The organism is Shewanella sp. MM_2022_3 (genome assembly GCF_022557375.1).
GTDB lineage: Bacteria > Pseudomonadota > Gammaproteobacteria > Enterobacterales > Shewanellaceae > Shewanella > Shewanella xiamenensis.
In genome coordinates this window covers 14,196-33,278 of sequence record NZ_JAKZGV010000049.1, presented here as the reverse complement: position 1 = coordinate 33,278, position 19,083 = coordinate 14,196, and the positions used below count along the sequence as shown (strand labels likewise).

At 46.9% G+C, this 19,083-nt stretch carries 13 protein-coding genes; 8 read left to right on the top strand and 5 right to left on the bottom strand.

The window, feature by feature from the left end:
• The first annotated feature begins 372 nt into the window (after nucleotides 1-372).
• From MMG82_RS17920 to MMG82_RS17910, 3 genes are all read left to right on the top strand, one after another.
• A complete protein-coding gene (locus MMG82_RS17920; RefSeq protein ID WP_047539581.1) occupies nucleotides 373-2,658 on the top strand; it encodes a nitric-oxide reductase large subunit in 2,286 nt (761 codons plus the stop codon).
• Nucleotides 2,659-2,846: 188 nt separating this feature from the next.
• The gene (gene norR / locus MMG82_RS17915; protein WP_047539579.1) at nucleotides 2,847-4,403 is read left to right on the top strand and encodes a nitric oxide reductase transcriptional regulator NorR; all 1,557 of its coding nucleotides are present in this window, start codon (nucleotides 2,847-2,849) and stop codon (nucleotides 4,401-4,403) included.
• Between the two features lie 171 nt (nucleotides 4,404-4,574).
• Nucleotides 4,575-5,489, top strand: a complete 915-nt coding sequence (locus tag MMG82_RS17910; protein ID WP_047539578.1) for a L,D-transpeptidase family protein — start codon at nucleotides 4,575-4,577, stop codon at nucleotides 5,487-5,489.
• A 91-nt stretch (nucleotides 5,490-5,580) separates the two neighbouring features.
• Here the strand turns inward: MMG82_RS17910 and MMG82_RS17905 are convergent, their stop codons facing one another.
• The gene (locus tag MMG82_RS17905) at nucleotides 5,581-6,408 is read right to left on the bottom strand and encodes a M14 family metallocarboxypeptidase (RefSeq protein WP_037421721.1); all 828 of its coding nucleotides are present in this window, start codon (nucleotides 6,406-6,408) and stop codon (nucleotides 5,581-5,583) included.
• A 159-nt stretch (nucleotides 6,409-6,567) separates the two neighbouring features.
• Between MMG82_RS17905 and MMG82_RS17900 the strand changes: the two genes are divergently transcribed.
• Nucleotides 6,568-7,983 (top strand): pitrilysin family protein, encoded by a 1,416-nt coding sequence (locus tag MMG82_RS17900; protein ID WP_047539576.1) that lies wholly within the window; start codon nucleotides 6,568-6,570, stop codon nucleotides 7,981-7,983.
• A 26-nt stretch (nucleotides 7,984-8,009) separates the two neighbouring features.
• Nucleotides 8,010-9,488 (top strand): insulinase family protein, encoded by a 1,479-nt coding sequence (locus MMG82_RS17895; protein WP_156143267.1) that lies wholly within the window; start codon nucleotides 8,010-8,012, stop codon nucleotides 9,486-9,488.
• A 5-nt stretch (nucleotides 9,489-9,493) separates the two neighbouring features.
• On the opposite strand, the gene MMG82_RS17890 is transcribed toward MMG82_RS17895, so the two are convergent.
• The gene (locus tag MMG82_RS17890; RefSeq protein ID WP_047539572.1) at nucleotides 9,494-10,345 is read right to left on the bottom strand and encodes a polymer-forming cytoskeletal protein; all 852 of its coding nucleotides are present in this window, start codon (nucleotides 10,343-10,345) and stop codon (nucleotides 9,494-9,496) included.
• Nucleotides 10,346-10,550: 205 nt separating this feature from the next.
• Here MMG82_RS17890 and zapE point away from each other — a divergent pair, with 205 nt between their 5' ends.
• A complete protein-coding gene (gene zapE, locus MMG82_RS17885) occupies nucleotides 10,551-11,756 on the top strand; it encodes a cell division protein ZapE (RefSeq protein ID WP_047539570.1) in 1,206 nt (401 codons plus the stop codon).
• 51 nt (nucleotides 11,757-11,807) lie between these two features.
• Here the strand turns inward: zapE and MMG82_RS17880 are convergent, their stop codons facing one another.
• Nucleotides 11,808-12,800, bottom strand: a complete 993-nt coding sequence (locus tag MMG82_RS17880; protein WP_047539568.1) for a LysR family transcriptional regulator — start codon at nucleotides 12,798-12,800, stop codon at nucleotides 11,808-11,810.
• 136 nt (nucleotides 12,801-12,936) lie between these two features.
• Here MMG82_RS17880 and MMG82_RS17875 point away from each other — a divergent pair, with 136 nt between their 5' ends.
• Nucleotides 12,937-13,896, top strand: a complete 960-nt coding sequence (locus tag MMG82_RS17875) for a sodium-dependent bicarbonate transport family permease (RefSeq protein WP_047539566.1) — start codon at nucleotides 12,937-12,939, stop codon at nucleotides 13,894-13,896.
• A gap of 46 nt (nucleotides 13,897-13,942) precedes the next feature.
• On the opposite strand, the gene MMG82_RS17870 is transcribed toward MMG82_RS17875, so the two are convergent.
• Together MMG82_RS17870 and glnE are read right to left on the bottom strand one after the other, a co-directional pair.
• Nucleotides 13,943-14,914, bottom strand: coding sequence for a sensor domain-containing diguanylate cyclase (locus tag MMG82_RS17870; RefSeq protein WP_047539564.1), 972 nt, complete (start codon nucleotides 14,912-14,914; stop codon nucleotides 13,943-13,945).
• A 57-nt stretch (nucleotides 14,915-14,971) separates the two neighbouring features.
• On the bottom strand, nucleotides 14,972-17,836 hold the full coding sequence (gene glnE, locus MMG82_RS17865) for a bifunctional [glutamate--ammonia ligase]-adenylyl-L-tyrosine phosphorylase/[glutamate--ammonia-ligase] adenylyltransferase (protein ID WP_047539561.1): 2,865 nt from the start codon (nucleotides 17,834-17,836) through the stop codon (nucleotides 14,972-14,974).
• Between the two features lie 254 nt (nucleotides 17,837-18,090).
• On the opposite strand from glnE, the gene MMG82_RS17860 reads away from it, so the two are divergent.
• Nucleotides 18,091-19,080, top strand: coding sequence for a hypothetical protein (locus MMG82_RS17860; RefSeq protein ID WP_047539560.1), 990 nt, complete (start codon nucleotides 18,091-18,093; stop codon nucleotides 19,078-19,080).
• Nucleotides 19,081-19,083 lie beyond the last annotated feature (3 nt).

Below are 19,083 nucleotides of genomic sequence, written 5' to 3'. Positions count from 1 at the left end.
TAAAGCCTATATTTATCAAGTTCTTTAAAAAATAAATCCGACACAAACTTTCCATTTTTAATCAAAAAAATATCGGTAACCATCTAAAAAGACACTATATCGATAAAAACATACACCTAACTATATTTATCGCCGCAATACCTTGAAAGAGCACATTAAATTGAATAGTTCATTGTGTTATCAACATTGGCCCACCAATGACTGTCATAAAGACAATTAATGTCATTGTGACAACCTTTATTGCTATCAAAAAGACACTACTAAGAATTTAAATTAAATTTTTTTCCTTTATTTTCAATAACAAAAATACTTGGCACATATTGCGCAATAGCAAATTACAGGTATCAAAATGACGTTGGATTAAGGGGATTTATGAGCAAACAAAAACTCACCGCTATCGCACTATTATTAGTGTTGATTGCCTCATTTACTGTACTACTGAGCGTAGGCAGTGAAATTTATCGAGAAAAACCACCCATTCCCAGTGCATTTGTCGATGTGAATGGCCAAGTTATCTTTAGTGAACATGATATAGAACAAGGTCAATTAGTATGGCGCTCAATGGGCGGCCATCAACTCGGTTCGATTTGGGGACATGGCTCCTATGTCGCCCCCGATTGGACCGCAGACTGGTTACATAGAGAAGCCCAAGCTTGGCTCGACCTGCGCGCCAAGCAACAATATCAAACGCCTTTCGAGCAACTAGGTTCCCAAGAAAAAGCGGGGCTTGAACAAGCATTAAGGGATGATTTACGCCATAACAGTGTTGAACAACAGATCGATGGTACTCAGCTTATCAGGCTATCGACCACACGGGTAGAAGCAATTCGCACGGTTAATCAACACTATTTATCCTTGTTTGGTGATGACCCTAAACTCAGTTCACTACGCGAACAATACGCCATGAAAGAGGGCACAGTGCCCGATGTTACACGCCGTGAACAACTTAATGCGTTCCTATTTTGGGGGGCTTGGGCTGCCATCACTGAACGCCCCGATGCCCCCTATACATACACCAATAACTGGCCGTTCGATCCTCAATTAGGCAATACTCCCACCTCGGATAATATTGTCTGGTCGATACTCAGTATCGTGACCCTGATAGCGGGTATTGGTGGATTGCTATGGCACCATGCCAGCGGTAAGCACGAAAGCCTGCCTAAGCCGTCGGAACAAGACCCGCTGTTTTTCACTAAACCAACCGCTTCACAAAAAGCCGTCGGCAAATACTTCATTACGGCGATAGGTCTCTTTTTACTGCAAATTTTACTCGGAGGTATTACCGCTCACTATGCGGTAGAAGGCCAAGAGTTTTATGGTTTACCTATTGCGGAAATACTCCCCTATTCAGTAACGCGTACTTGGCACACCCAATTAGCCGTATTTTGGATCGCAACTGCTTGGTTAGGTACAGGGCTGTATATTGCACCTGCGTTATCGGGCTATGAACCCAAATATCAACGAATAGGCGTTAACGTACTCTGGGTAGCCTTAGTGGTGGTTGTGCTCGGTTCAATGGCGGGCGAATGGATTGGGGTACAACAGTATTTTGACCTCGATATGAACTTTCTCTTTGGCCATCAAGGATATGAATACATAGATCTTGGTCGAGTATGGCAAATCTTACTCCTCGTTGGGTTATTGATTTGGCTCGCCCTAGTCACCGCCGCCATCAAACCCGCCCTCAAAGTTCAAGGCGAGATGCGCCCTGTTATTTGGGTACTCTATGCCTCCTGCGTCGCAATTGGTTTGTTCTATGGCGCCGGCCTCTTTATGGGCAAACACTCCAACTTAGCGATTGCAGAATACTGGCGTTGGTGGGTAGTACATCTGTGGGTTGAGGGCTTCTTCGAAACCTTTGCGACTGCCGTTATCGCCTTAATGCTGGTACGTTTGGGCTTAATCCGTGGCCGTAGCGCCAACGGTGCGGTCTTGTTTACAACGGTAATCTTCTTAACCGGTGGTTTAATCGGCACTTTACACCACCTCTATTTTACTGGCACACCAACCTCGGTTATCGCCTGGGGCGCAATTTTCTCGGCCTTAGAAGTGGTGCCTTTAGCCATCATAGGTTTTGAAGCAATGGAAACCTACCGCTTGCGTAAAGCCAGTCCATGGATGCAGCGTTATCACTGGGCGATTATGTTCTTTGTGGCTACCGCGTTTTGGAACTTAGTCGGTGCCGGTATGCTAGGCTTCTTAATCAACCCGCCAATCTCGCTCTATTACATTCAAGGGTTAAATACCACTGCCACACATGGTCACGCCGCCTTTATGGGGGTTTATGGCATGCTCGGCATGGGATTAATGCTTTTCTGTCTGCGCGGTCTAACTGGCAATATGCAGTGGAATGACAAAATGCTCAAAGGCGCCTTCTGGAGCCTCAATATTGGCCTAGCGGCTATGGTGTTTATGTCACTATTACCTGTAGGGATTACGCAGTTTTTTGCGGTCATCGACCACGGCTATTGGTATGCCCGCTCGCCAGAGGTCATTCATAGTCCGCTGGTTGAAAGACTGGTATGGATGCGTATGTTTGGGGATATCATCTTCAGTATCGGCGGATTATTGATGGGCACCTTCTTATTTGACTTAATTAGAAAAGCCCTGAATAAACCTGCAAAGTTACAAGGGGAACAATTACTACCAGACCACTAACACCAGACTAAATACCGGTTAGTCCCACACCAAGGTGCCATTGCTGGCACCTTGGTTGCCTAATCTCTAGCAGCTACGTTGCGGTGAGTCATTCCTGCATACATTTTGCTGTTAGTCGTGTTTAAACTACATGTGTCAATATAACAATCAATGGTATAAATCAGGGTAATCTAGCTGCTGGAGTTTTTATGGCCCTTAGTCAAACCGATCTTACCCGTATCGCCCTCGATATCACCTCAGGTTTAGCCCATAGAGACCGATTCTCACGGCTGCTCAACACCGTTAGAGAAAACTTACACTGTGATGCCGCTGCGCTACTCACGTTTCATGGTCAGTATTTTACCCCACTCGCCATCGATGGTTTGAATGATGACGTACTAGGCAGACGTTTTATCCTTAATGAGCACCCAAGGCTTGAGGCTATTGCCCGTGCGGGGGATATAGTGCGCTTCCCAGCTGACAGCGAACTTGCAGACCCTTACGATGGTTTAATCCCCAATCAAACAGGCGCATTAAAAGTGCATGCCTGTATCGGACTACCGTTATTTGCCGATGAACAGCTTATCGGGGCCGTAACTATCGATGCTTTTAATCCTCTGCAATTTGATCAATTCAGCAATGCCGAGCTACGCAGTTTAAGTGCCATTGCAGCAGCATCTTTAAGTAATGCTTTACTGGTTGAAAAACTTGAACGTATGGCCCTAAACAGCCATTCAACCCATGCACAAGAAAATAGCCCTAACCTGAGCCAGAATGCCGAAATCATTGGCCATTCGCCCTTAATGCAAAGTTTGAACCGAGAGATTGAAGTCGTAGCCCATAGCGATCTGAATGTGCTGATCTTGGGCGAGACCGGTACAGGCAAGGAGTTAGTCGCCCAGGCGATACATCAAAAATCTGCAAGATCCAGTAAACCATTGGTCTATCTAAATTGTGCAGCACTCCCCGAATCGGTTGCCGAAAGCGAACTCTTTGGTCATATCAAAGGTGCGTTTACAGGTGCAATTAGCCATCGCAGTGGCAAATTTGAAATGGCCGACAAAGGGACACTCTTTCTAGACGAGATTGGCGAACTGCCCCTCACACTCCAAGCCAAGTTATTGCGAGTATTACAATATGGCGACATACAAAAGGTAGGTGATGATCGCAGCCTAAAAGTCGATGTTCGCATCATAGCCGCAACCAATAAAGATCTTAAAACAGAAGTGCTTGCAGGTCGTTTTAGGGCAGACCTTTACCATAGGTTAAGTGTTTTTCCGATACTGGTTCCGCCCTTACGGGAGCGCGAACAGGACATCACACTTCTGAGCGGATTCTTTGCTGAACGCTACAGGCAAAAACTCGGGATGAAACAACTTAACTTCAGCAACAGTAGCCTACTCTTGCTCAATCAATATACTTGGCCGGGTAATGTACGCGAACTGGAACACGCTATCCATAGGGCGACAGTTCTAGCACGCGTAACCGCACAGGACGGCTGCTGCACCATTGCGCCACAACATTTCGATTTACCTGTTACACTTAACACCTCAAAAATGAGTTCATTGGCAATCACGTCGTTGAGCTATGCAACGCAAATCCAGCAAGAGTTTGTTAGCTTATCCCTAGCAACCGACACATTTCAGCGCGACTACATCAAACAAGTCTTTACCACACATACTGGCAATTGGGCTGCCACGGCAAGGACATTAGGAGTTGACCCAGGCAATCTGCATCGGCTCGCAAAACGTTTAAAGCTAAAATAAGCAATAAATACGCTTTATGAACCATATTTCAGTTGAAATAATATCCAAAATAAGGAAGGATGCGAGCTTCGCGCGCCAGTGCATTGTGTATTACAATTTGCCGCCCGATTTTGGGAAGAAACTGCCGCGTAAAACAGGTTATTTTATTAACAGGAATCGTAGTATCCGCTTATGAGTATGCTTCGCACCACAGCTTTATTATTGACTTTGGTTTTTCCAAGTCTCTCCGCTTTAGCAACGGAATACCATTTACCGTCTTCTAAGAGCCGGTTAGTTGGCGAGAACCTGTATTACACAGTGCCAGAGGGTAAACATACCCTCGAAGATATTGCCGCTCAGTTCCAACTCGGCCTAAGCAACTTGCTGGAAGCAAACCCTGGTGTTGATCCGTTTCTTCCAAAGCCAGGCAGTAAATTGTTAATTCCTAAACAATTAATTCTGCCCAATGCGCCACGTGAAGGCATAGTAATCAACGTTGCTGAAATGCGTCTGTATTACTATCCAAAAGGCAAAAATACCGTGGAAGTTCTACCTATCGGTATTGGCCAAATTGGTAAAGACACGCCAGAAAACTGGGTAACCAGCGTGCAACGTAAACGTGCTAACCCGACATGGACACCAACGCCACGCATTCGTAAAGAATATGCGGCAAGGGGCGAAATTCTGCCAGCGGTATGGCCAGCAGGTCCAGATAACCCAATGGGACTGTATGCACTCTACATTGGTAACTTGTATGCCATCCATGGTACCAACGCAAGCTTCGGTATTGGTTTACGTGTTAGCCAAGGCTGCGTGCGTTTACGTCACGATGACATTGAACATCTGTTCAAAACCGTGCCAGTTGGAACACGTGTACAATTTGTGAACCAACCGATTAAAGCGACCGAAGAGCCAGATGGAAAGCGTTATTTAGCCGTGCATCAGCCGCTATCACGCACTATTGCTGAGTTTGAGTCAAACGAGCCTGTGGCAATTGCTTTACCAAAAGACATCGCTAAGTTTATTGCCAAAGCTGATACCGACTCCAGCGTGATCAAAAAGCTACTGGACGAGCGCACAGGCGTACCGACAATTATTAATCAATAGTTGTATGGCTAGGGCGTGTTAACGCTGCTTACTCTATAAAAATACCCGCCTTGGCGGGTATTTTTATATTGGTTGCAATGAAGCTTTGTAATCAATCACATAAAGGCGCGCATAGCGCTAAGAAGTGGGTCATTGCCGCGCTATTTGCTAACACCCGTTGATCAAAGTTTTGCAACGCTGGCGTTTCGGTACAGGCGCCAACACGCGCGCCACTGCGCACTAAACATGCCTCAAACGACGTATCGAAATGATTGAAAATCAAGCCATCTTTAACCGGGCAACCATCAATCTCACCATCAACAGCAATGGGGAAATATCCTGCCAGCGTATCGCGTAAATCGAGACTAAAACGTCCAGGCACTTGGCTTGGCTCAAAAGAATAAACATAAGCTTCATGACTTAAGACGTCTTCATGGCAGGTTAAAATACCATCACGACTCGCTGCAATCAGTAATTGTGCGTGTTCTAACAGTAATTTACCTTCAACTGAGGTGCTCTCATTTGCCTTAGGTTTACCGTTTTCAAATACAAAGCCTCGGTTAGGGTTTTCACCAAATTTGTTAAATCGGTGGCCGCGTTTAAACCCCGTCGGATTCACCAAAGGCAAAATACTTAAGTTTACCCGTTCGAATAATTCGACTGATGCCTCACTTAAAAAGTGCAGTAATCCCCAAGGACCAGCTGACTCTTCACCGTGAAATCCTGCGCTGATCAATAACGAAGGTAAGCCAGATTTCGCGGCAGGTGACTGATACAGACTGACACTGTATTTACCCACGTCACCGAGTTTTTTCTCAACCATCCCCAAACGGGACATTTCCTGCTCAAGCTGTAGATAAAAATTATCGATATCAGTGCTTTCACAGTTAAAAATATCGCTTTTCCACTGAAAGGATTCGAACGGAGATCTGCTTACCATATCTTGTACTTATGCCAGAAAAAGAACTGTGCCATCATAGCAGCTCTTTACAAAAACTGAATGCTATTCAACTGATTTAGATGAAATCCGACGAGTGTCTGACGCGCCAACACCATCACTGCGTTATGCCATCAATCGGAAATTGAGATGGGATGCCAAATGAACACACACACCCGCCTTGGACTTGCTATATTGGTAATGCTGCTTAGTCCAGCGCTCAAGGCACAATGTCAAATCGAAGGCGCTGCAACGCTATATCAATTAGAATCACGCATCGAAACTTACTCCCTCGCGAATGGCCTTACCGTACACTTATTGCCCCTTGAGGATAAACACACCCTCACCATTGCCAGCCAATTTACTGTGGGGGCGCGCAACGAGACTAAGGGGCAAACGGGATACGCGCATTTGTTCGAGCATATGTTATTCAAGGGCAGTGAACAGGCACCCGGCGACACCTATGCACAACAGCTAAGCGCCTTAGGCGCCCGCTTTAATGCCAGCACCCACTTCGATTACACCAATTACTATGTCACTCTGCCGAGCCAAGCCCTCGCCTTGGGCTTGTTCCTCGAGGCCGATCGTTTTATTCGCCCCGATTTGACCGAAACCACAGTGAAAAATCAGCAAGAAACCGTGCTCCAAGAGATGGCGCAGACCATAGATAATCAACCCTATGTGCGTAGTGCGATGGAATTTCTGCTAGCACAGGTTAAAGATACGCCCTATGGCCACGGTATTATCGGTAGCCGTGAGGATATTACTCAGGCAAGTCCCGAGCGGTTAATCGCCTTTCACCGCGCCCATTATCGTCCCGATGCGATGCAGTTATCTCTGGTCGGCACACTTCCCTCCGACGTCAAGTCGCTTATAGCACAACACTTTAGTGCTTGGCCCACGCCTAATCAGCCGATTGCCAAATTTGACGAGCTAAAAATCAACCCTAAGCCCGTGCATGCGGAGCTTATCGATGAACGTGGTCCTTGGCCCGGCTTACTGCTTGCGTGGCATACGGTAGGTAAAAATCATCCCGATGCTGCCGCTATACGCCTGCTCGAAGGCTATTTATTTCAAAATACTCGCAGCGCCCTCGCACAAATCAGCCAGCACGATCCGGCACAAATGCTGAGTTATTCACTGCCCTTTGAGCTAGAAAATCATGGCATAACCAATCTGGTATTAGTGCCAAGGGCAAAAACCTCCCTTAATGCGCTAACCGACATGATCTTAGCGTTAGTTAAGCAAACCCAACAAACTCGCATAAGTGATGCAACACTTTGTCAGCTCAAACAAACCTGGTTAAACCAGCGTTTGGGGCAGCTCGACAACACTCAATCCCTAGCCACCTTACTATCAGCCACCGACAAACAGGATCAAGCCCATCCCTTAACGGCGCAATGGGAAAGGGTTAACGCAGTAACCACAGCGGATATCCAGCGCGTTGCCCTGCAATACTTTACTCCCAATATGGTCAGGGTTGATCTGTTACCGCCTTGGTATATCCGCTTTGGAAAAACCTTACTCGAATGGTTACCCGCAGGTATTAGCGACGATTTAGAGGATGCAGTGCTATGATGAAAACATTCAGCTACAACTGCTTAATGCCAACATCAAGATTATCTAACGCACTGCAAACCATGAGTATTGGTCTTATTGCTGTCATACTGGGTGCCTGTCAGCAGACACCGCTTAGCTTTACCCCAACTCAAGCGCCCAGTTTGGCAAACTTTGATACCCAACCCAACCTACCTCAAGTCGGGAATATTTATCTTCCCAATGAGCAACCTTTTATTGATGTCACCCCCAATGGCGTCACCCTACCTTACCAGTTACAGCGTACGACTAGCGCGACTCAAAACCTTAGTAACAGAATGAGCCTAGTAGCAATTAGCCCCACTATACCCTTTGATAATCCTGATATTTTACAAGTCGCCTTTCAGGAAAAAGCTCGTAGCCTAGCGCTGACCCAAGCCGATGCTTGCCTTGAAACCTTCGAAACTCGAGTCACGCTGCATAGCATTAATATCAGCTTAACGTGCCCCGCATCAGCTAATCATCTCTACCAGTTACTGATACAGTTTTGGCAACCCGATGCATTTAGTGAAGCGGCGGCAATCGATATCGATAATATTCGTCGTCAATTGAAGCTTAATAAGCATTTAAATGCCTTTAGTGGCGCCGAAATCGATAAAGTCTGGCGGGACAAACTCCTAGGGACAGCACATCCCTACAACAAGAACATCAACAATCAGGCCTTGTTTGACTCACTTAGCCTAAGCGAACTGTCGCGGCTACAGCAGAACACCTTTGCTCAGGCAAACTGGCAGTTATTCTTACCTAATCATGCGCAAACCGAGTTTGATATTAAGCAGAGCCTCAGCCATTGGCCCACTCGCATAAATACGCACTCATCATCACACCTCATCAACACTCAAAAGCCACCACAATCCCGCACGCTGTATTTGATTGATGCACCGGGTAGTGTGCAAACACAAATGCGAATAGGGTATGCCCTCGACGATAAGCATTTGTCAGCGCGGGATATGCCGTTAGCTTGCCGCAGCTTAGCCGCACTCTTAGGACGCAGTTTTTCCGGACGACTCTATTACGATTTGCGAGAAAAGCGCGGTTTGACCTACGGGATCTATGGTCAGTGCGCCAATGCACCACTCTCCACTAGCATCAAGTTTTATGGCAGCACGGCAATAGAACATACGGGCGCCTTTGTGGTGGGGATCTTAGATCATTTGAAACTGCTGGCTTCAACGCCTTCAAGCGAAGGGGAATTAGCCGCCCTAAAAACCTATCTGATTGGCGAAGCCTTGTTAACGCAAGATAATCCTAACCTGAGCGAAACCCAATTTATTCATCAACAGGTGCTTAGATTAGATCCACAATCAATACAAGCCATAAACCTTAAACTGCAGGCGCTATCGCCCAATCAGTTGATGCAATTAGCACAACAAGCGTTTTATGGTGAACCTTTAATCATTTTACGGGGAGATGTCGCCAAGATCTCGGCGGATCTCTCAGCTAAGCTGCCGGGATGGCAACTAGAGGAGGTCAAGGTGAATGATTAATATCGTTATAATTTATCCTTAGGAACATCACTCACGTTGCCTTGCTGTAACATTTGGGCATGGCCTTGTTCCATTTGCGCTAAGTCTTCCATAGCAGCGCCCGAGTCGATATTCGTATGGGCTTGATGATTTTCAGCACTGCTGGTCTCGACCTTATCCGAGGTTATCAATGCAGCATTTTGCGACTCGTTATCGGTAGCGGCCATAACGCCATTCGGCGCTAAAGAGTCATCTTTTACTGGCGATAACAACATAGACTCAGTTGTCACTGACGGACTCTGCTCAGTACTCACTGACGTTGAAGCCGTTTGACCAAGGGTTGTGAACCATGAAGTCAACGGTGTTGGTGCCATCATTCCAGCAACCGCGATGAGCGCAACTGCAGCAGCACCATAGGACAACCATTTGTGTACTCCCTGCCGATGATCTTTAGGCTCGCTGGCATATAAGGCGTTAACGTGAGCGGTTTTCGCATTGGAAGCAATAACGTCTGGCGCTAAGGTCTGAAGTAAGTCGGGCAAATGATCCAATTCAGTATTTTTTAGGCGCTGACCGATAAATTGTCCGCCCTCATAAATCTCTAATTGATGGCTCAACACTTCGCCTTCAACGACACCAGAACTCACAATCACTAACTTATTACAACGCACTTTGCCACGAAAAACCCCGCAAACTCTCAGTTCATCACAACTCACTTCACCCATGATCTCACCGCCAAACTCAATTTTAATCAGTCCAGCACCGCGGATCTTACCTGTTAATGCCCCCGCAACGAATGCCGTGCCCGCCAGTTGCATCTCACCTTCAATTGCGGTTGAAGCACTGATAAATGTGGCACTATGGCCTTTGCTACCCATAGGTTTAGTTCCAGATCATTATTTTTGTGAAAAAGATGTTAGGTTAAAAGTTCTCAATAATAAAGCATTGGATTCCTTTGATATTTAACCAGGCTGTGTTTTAGACAAGATTTTAGCCCTGCAACAATCTATGTTAGGCTGAAGACGATTGGGCTGATATCTCAACCCATATTGGTCCTAGCACCGCCTAAAATTGACTCAATTTATGACAAATTCCATGACCTTCAACCCGTTGTCACCCTCAACTCAAAACCAAACACCATTAGCCATTTATCAAGCCAAAATCGGCGCCGAGCTGATTGAAGATCCCGCGCAGGCGCAGGCAGTGCTCGCCTTAGATAAGTTGTATCAGCAGATTATTGGTCGAACAGACGCTCAGCCACTCAAAGGTTTATATCTATGGGGCGATGTCGGACGAGGTAAAACCTTTCTGATGGATTTGTTCTTTGATGCTCTGCCACAGCAAGAAAAACTGAGATTGCACTTTCACCGCTTTATGGCGCGAGTGCACCAAGCCTTAAAGGAACATGCGGGGCAGCGCGATCCCCTTAAATTGATTGCAAAAAATTTAGCAAAGGAGTGTAAGGTACTCTGCTTCGATGAGTTTTTTGTCTCAGATATTGGCGATGCCATGATCCTCGCAGGTTTGTTTGAAACCTTGTTTGCCCATGGAGTCGTGCTGGTTGCCACATCCAACATTCCCATCGAACGTTTATATGAAAATGGCCTAGCAAGGCACAGATTTTTACCCTGCATTGCCCAGCTCCTAGCCCATACCCAAATGCTGCATCTGAATGGCGAGCAAGACCACAGGTTGCACGCCTTGAATCACGAACCGTCGGCAGAGGCCATCGCCGCCATCTCAAACCATATTGGACTAAGTGGCACACTGGATTTTGATGGTATTTTTACCACACTCACTCAAGGCGCAAACACTGTTCAAACAAGAACTCTGCGAGTCTGCCAGCGGGATATCCCCGTCGTGCGCGCCACAGCTGAAGGCCATCTCCCCTCCGTCGCTTGGTTCGACTTTTATGCCCTGTGTGATGGCCCGCGCTCACAACTCGATTACATCGAAATTGCCAGTCGATTTAAGATCGTATTGCTGAGCGGTGTTCCCAAACTGGGCGGCGAAGTAAAAAGTTGGATCCGCGCCCGCGGCACTGAGGATGGCACTGGTGCAAACCAAGCGGCCACTACCGGAGAGCGGCAACTCTCTTACGCCGCCAACGATGATCCTGCTCGGCGTTTTATCAGCCTTATCGATGAGTTATACGATCAAGATGCCAGTTTATATTTAAGCTGCGACGTCCCACTGATGGATCTCTACCAAGGCGGCGCCCTCAGTTTTGAGTTTCGACGCACCTATAGTCGGCTAATCGAAATGAGCCACAGCACAAAACAATCCTGAACCCTCAACACGCCCGAAGAAGCGGCAGCGGTCAACCTCTACCGTAACCCTTTACCGAGACAAACTTTCAGGCGCAAAGATAGCACTTAACTGCTGAATATCCGCCGCAACCCACTCTGGTTCGATACACTCGGCAAGATGGGTCGCCATAAACGCCACAAGCTGCATTGCGGCATAGGGCAAACGCTTGTCCCGACGGCCAACAAGATACCAATTACTCTCCAGTGGAAATCCGTTCACTGACAAGATTGCGGGTTTTTCACGCCCTTCCTGTAGGGTGTGGGCAGAAATAACCGATAAGCCTAAGCCTGATGCCACGCTCAAGCGGATCGCTTCATTACTCTCAATTTGCATCGTTTCACTCAAGGCGATCCCTTGAGCGCTACACCAAGATTCAAACATCAGCCGAGTTGCCGAGCCGGGCTCGCGGATAATAAAACGCTCTTGCTTCAATTCACTAAAGCGAACTTGTTGACGGCCAACCGCCCAATGATCCTTAGGCGCGATAAGCTGCAGCGGATTTTTAATGATCCTCGCCGATAACACTTGCTCACCACTGGGTGGATGACTGAAGAGATATAAATCATCTTCTTGGCGCTCAAATCGTCCCAAAATATGCGCGCGGTTACCGATATTTAAGGTCACTTTGACCTGCGGAAATTGTCGATAAAACGCCCCTAAAATCCGTGGTACCACATATTTTGCCGTAGTCACTAAACCGATATTGATATGGCCAATGCTGCCACCTCTGGCTTGCTGGATAAAGGCATCGAAATCTTCAAAGCGGCTCAATGTGTCGCAGGCGGCTCGGTAAAGCTCTTGCCCTATTAAGGTTGGCGACATACGGCCATCAATACTGTTCAGCAAAGGTTCGCCCAAAATATCCGCTAACTTTTTAAGTTGCAGTGACACTGTGGGCTGAGTAAGGTGCAGGGTGCGAGCCGCCGCCGAAATATTGCCCAATCGAACCACCTGCACATAAACCTCAAGTAACCGAAAACTCAAATGCCGTAGTTTTAATTGACCTTGAGAAGATTTATCCATAGATAATTATCTATACCTAATTAGCAAATAATTTATTTTTCAATATATCGAATTAGGTTCAGAATCTCCAGCGTTCAATGGTTTTCAAATAAAATGATAGCCTTAAAATATTAATGCCTTTATTAATGAGATACTTATGCCAGATATTGTCATTGCATTTTTCGCCTTAGGTTTGCTCGCAGGCTTAGTCAAATCCGACCTTAAAGTGCCACCTGCCATTTACGAAACCCTATCCATTTTGTTAATGCTGACCTTAGGGTTAAAGGGCGGAATGGCACTGCATGGTCATACTCAACACTTAGAGATCACTGAACTCGTTGCTGTTGTTGCACTGGGTTTGATCATCCCATTAGTACTTTACCCTGTGCTCACGCGCTTAGTTCGGCTCGGACGCACGGATGCTATCAGTATCGCAGCCCATTATGGATCGGTCAGCGCAGGCACATTTGCCGTTGTTATCGCCATGGTGGAAAAATCAGGGATGATATTAAGACCGGAAACCACCTTATATTTGGTGTTACTCGAACTCCCAGCGATTGTGGTTATGCTCTGGTTACACCGATATTTAAGCGCTAAACAGCCGCTAGAAGCTACAGCGCCTAATACTCAGCAATCGAGCATACTGCATGAGGCCTTGACCAGCCGCGGCGTAATACTCCTAGTGGGTGGAGTCGTCATCGGTTGGCTTTATGGTCCGACAGGGCTTGCACCCATTAGTCCTGTATTACTAGGTGGTTTTAAAACGCTACTGGCCTTGTTTTTACTGGAGATGGGATTAGTCACAGCGAAAGTCTGTTTACCACTCCCATTGCAGCAGTGGCGCTTATTAGTTTTTGCCGCCGTCACACCTTTTGTCTTGGCATGGTGTGGGATTGGAGTGGGGTTATGGCTCGAGTTACCTGCCGGAAGCATCTTAGTGCTTGCAGGTTTAAGTGCCAGTGCCTCTTATATTGCCGCACCCGCCGCCATACGAGCCGCCATTCCCGAAGCGAATATCGGACTCGCTATGCTAGCATCCCTCGGGATTACCTTTCCGGTGAACGTGTTAATCGGTTTACCCTTGTACCAACACTGGATAATGCAAATTACCGGATAACAATTTGTCATAAGGGAGACTCAGGTCTCCCTTTTTATATCCACCATTAAGGGTTATTTGAATGATGTTCGGCTTTATCTTGATACATTGCCCTATCGGCAGCATCGAGTAAATCCTCAAGATTGATATCCGAATCAGGCGACCAATGGGCGATACCTATGCTGGTTTTTAAGGGGTTTTGCTGTGGATGTTGTTGATTATATTGGTCAAGTAATAATTGAAATCGTTTGATGGCAAAGCCAACGGTATCGGGCTGCACTAAACTTAATAGCACCACAAACTCATCACCACCTAATCTCGCGATTACATCGGATTCCCGAAATGCCGCCATTAAAATATGGGCAAAATCATAAAGTACCTGATCGCCCTTGCGATGGCCAAAACGGTCATTGACCTCTTTAAAAAAATCCAGATCAAAAAAGACTAACGCTGCCTGAGAATCCATGCGTCGACAACTAGCAAGAGATTGATAAGCAAGGAGTTCAAATCCTCTCCGATTAGAAATCATCGTTAAAGGATCTAAAGTATTCTGCGCAATAGACAACAACTCAGCCTCAACCATCTGCCCCAAATCCGTTAAGGTTTCGATATCATCTTCGCTAAATTCCCTCGGCTCATTATCAATTAAGCACAACGTCCCCACCCGATATTCGCTATGAATAGTCAAAGGATAACCAGCATAAAAACGAATATGGGGAGACTGAGTGACTAAAGGATTATCGTGAAAACGGGGATCCGTTAAGGCATCGTTAACGATAAAAATACCATCGTGATTAATGGCGTGGGCGCAAAACGACACATCCCTTGATGTCTCCGTCACCGCTAATCCTTGCCGGGATTTAAACCATTGACGATTTGCATCAACTAAGGTCACCACGCAAATCGGCAGAGCAAAGATCCGCCGAGTCAGCCGAGTGATCCTGTCAAATCTTTCCTCGGCATCGGTATCGAGTATATTCAATGCCCTTAAGGTGGCTAAACGTTGCAACTCATTCTCTGGGATAGGAGGTAATTGCATAGCTCGCTCCAACTCTATATCAAGCATCGACTCACTACTTGATTCACTTGTTTTTACTTACTCAAGTATCGTCTGATAAATGGCGAGTATCCGCTCCGCATGAGCAGCTACATCGGCGTAAGCCAACTTCCCTGATTTTTGCTGTAGGGTTAGACGATGATTTTCATCCCTTAACCAGCAATAACTTTGGGTTAAATGTTGAGCGCTCATCAGTGGCAAGAGCTCAAGCTCAGCCAACACGCCGAAGATACGCACATTATCTGACCAAATTGACAACTCAGGGTACTCATGGGCATTGGCGAGCACTAAGTATTGTGCAATAAACTCAATATCCGCAATCCCGCCAGGACTCTGTTTTAAATCAAACTCACCTTCGGCAACCTTAAGCAAATGGTCGCGCATCTTCTGCCGCATCTCACGTACCGCTTTTTTAAGCTCGTCTTTGTCCCTTGGCAGCTCTAAGACTGAAGCGCGGATTTGGCTAAACTTGACAGCCAAGCTATTATCACCAAACACAAAACGTGAACGCACTAACGCTTGATGTTCCCACGTCCACGCCTCTTGGGTTTGATATTCACTAAAGCGGGCGATCTCACTCACCATAAGACCCGATGCCCCCGAAGGACGCAGGCGCATATCCACTTCATACAGCTCACCCGAGGTCGTTCGCGTCGAAAATAAGTGCAGAATACGTTGAGCAAGTTTAAGGTAAAAATGACCGACTTCAATCGGTCGATCACCATTGGTTAGGCTATTGGTCATATTTTCCGGCGCTTCATACAGAAAAACCAAATCTAAATCTGAGCCATAGCCCAGCTCAATACCCCCTAACTTGCCGTAACCAATCACCGCAAAGCCCGTATCACTGCTTTCCGCTAGATAACTCGGCACGCCATGGCGCACCGCTATCTGCTGCCATGCCTGCATCACCACTTGTTCGATAATGGCTTCAGCCAAAAAAGTCAAATGGTCACTCACCTGCATCACAGGCAATACACCGGTGACATCGGCGGCGGCAATTTTAAGTTGTTGCGATAACTTAAATTGACGCAGTGCCTCCATTTGCTGCTCCATATCATCCTCTGGTACCCGCAGCAGATACTGGCGCAGCTCACTCGGATAATCATCCAGCGAAGTTGTATCGTATAGATGCGCTGGGTCGATAAGCTCATCAAGCAGCATAGGAAACTTTGCAAGTTGCACCGCAATCCAAGGACTTGCGCAGCACAGACTCACCAGTTGCTGACGGGCGCCGGGGTTTTCGCACAGTAACTCAAGGTAGGTAGTACGCGTTAAAATTTGCTCAAGCACTTTAGACACGGGCTCAAAAGCCGCCGACGGGCTAGGTTGATTAAGCAGCTCGTCGAGCAACCTTGGCATTAATTTATCAAGAGTTTCACGTCCACGCGGGCCAATCGAGCGTTTAGTCACGGTTTCACGCCAACGACTCAGTAAAGGCCAGAGTTTTTCATCATCAATCTGCTGCTCAGCTAACAAGTTGATTGCGTGATCATCCTGCTGTACGTTCCACAACTGCGCTGTCCAATGCTCGGCTTTTTCTTCGCCTTCTTCGCCGCCAACGGTAGCCTTAAAGTGACGATGAATTTTCGCCATCGCCGCCTCGATATGGGTACGAAGATCCGTTTCATTAGCTATCTCTAGCACATAACAAAGCCTCTCCCAATCGAGAGGATTATTCGGCAAGGTTTGCGTTTGTTTATCATCAATCGCTTGCAAAAGATTCTCGACACGGCGCAGCAATAAATAACTGTGTTTTAGCTCATCGACCGCCAGATATTCAAACTGCCCAAGGCTATAAAGGGTGCCCATAGCACCAAACAGACTTTGCTGGCGCAGCGAGGGTTCACGACCACCACGGATCAACTGGAAGCTTTGTACAACGAACTCCACCTCACGAATCCCTCCCGCACCGAGCTTAATATTGTCGGTTAACTGACGACGGCGGACTTCTTGAGCGATAAGTTGTTTCATTTTGCGCAGGGATTCAATCGCCGAAAAATCGATATAACGGCGATAAACAAAGGGGCGCAACAAACTGTGTAGCTCGTCGGAAAAATGATTCCAAGGCCCGAGCGAGCGGGCTTTAACCATGGCATAGCGCTCCCAATCACGCCCTTGCTCTTGGTAATAATCCTCAAGACCACTAAAGCTCACCACTAAAGGCCCGCTCTCGCCATAAGGGCGCAGGCGCATATCGACGCGGAATACAAAACCATCAACAGTAATTTGGTCGAGTAAATTAACGAGCCTCTGTCCCATTCGGATGAAAAACTGTTGATTATCAAGACTACGGCGACCGCCAACGGTTTCACCATGTTCTGGGAAAGTAAAAATCAGATCGATATCAGAAGAGAAGTTCAGCTCTCGGCCACCGAGTTTTCCCATACCCAAAATTAACAGCGGTTGAGGATTACCCGCCTTATCCATTGGTGTCCCGTATTGCGCGCACATCTCTTTATAAAGCCAATCCCTTGCGCCAATAACTAACGCCTCTGCGAGCGCAGAAAGATCGAGCAAAGACTCCTCTAAGCTGGCGTAATCTAAAAAGTCTCGCCATGCTAACCGCACCATTTGATAATTACGGAATCGACGCAATAGGCGTTTTGCCATGTCTTCGGTAGTGGCGCTGGTTAATAGCTCGCGTAACTGGGCATCAAACAATTTTCGTTCGACTTGCTGCAAATCATCGGCAAACAGGGTGTTGATCCATTCAGGAGAACGAGTTAATTGCACCGCGATATAATCGCTTAATCCTAAAACGTTTTTTAGTTCCTGCTGCTGCGCAGGCGTTAAATTTGCCAGTCCTTCTGACCATACTTCAGCGAGACGTGCCCAATGGCGCTCTGCGGCTTGAGTGATGAGGGGAGACAATGACTTATTACTGTCTTTTTGTACGGCCATAATAATCCCTAACAAATTTAAACATCGACATATTATGTCACAAATGATATAGAATGAAATCGCATCAGGTTTAACAAAGTTGCTATGCCTTAACGCGTGTTTCTATAAATGGCAAAACTTAAGTTCCCTCAAGAGAGCAACCCCTCTTTCTTGGCTGTTTAGGGTACTATAACCTGTGAGGCAAACATATTGGGCAAGTTGATTATTATTGTCCGCCCATATTTGAGTTTTATTTCAGCACTTTTGGAGAAAACATGGCAGGAATGCTAATGCGTGTTCTCACGTCGATGCTCATTTTGGCCGCGACCTTATCGCTAACGGGTTGTGGCGATGATCGGCCGGAGAAAATAGAGAAGTATCAACAACTCACAGAGCAGCGTCTCACAACCCTCAATACCATGCTTGATGACGGTCAGGTGCGTAATGCTAATCTGCTCAAGCAATATAGCAGCTTGCTAAAACAGCAAAAGCCCGATTTGGCGCCATTAGTAGATGAATTAGCCAAGGATGCAACCGCCGAAGGGCCCATGTATGCCTCGCTAAAACGCCGCTTAGCTGATGCCAAAAATTCGGCCAACTTTACCGATCTCGACCAACAATTAGCCGAGGTTGAGAATCTCTATCAAGCAGCCGATCCTAGCCTGTATAACGACATGCTATCCGATCCGGTGAACGTGATCGCAGATATGTCAGAGGGTAAGCTTGCCCGTGTCAATGCCATCAGCCGTGAAGCGGCGGCCCTTGCCAATAATGCCGAGGACTATGGCCCTGGTAGTCAACTAGTGGGTAACCCCGCTTATGGAAGTTGGCAGACTGACTCTAGTGGCATGTCTTTCTGGGCTTGGTACGGCATGTATTCCATGTTCTCCAACATTTTTCAGCGTCCAATCTATTACGACCGCTGGTCAGGTAACCGTGGATATAGTTATTACAACGACGTTGGCCGATATCGCTACACCTCGCCAAAACAGGTAGAAGCTCAAGCTAGAGTCTTTGCAGAAACGAAAAAACGTTTTGATTCTCAAGGAAAGCGCTTCGATAGCCCCTATGCAAAATCGCGTACAGGCTCAACCGCACTCTCCCGCGAGAGCACTAGCGCCCCCAAAGCAAATACTGCTGGTTCGAGCTCAGCAAATAAGTCGAGCGCACAATCTGGCAGTAAATTCCGCTCAAATTATTCTAAAGACAGCAGTTTCCGTAATTCCAGCAACCGCACGACCCGCAGTGTGCGCCGAGGCAAGTAACGT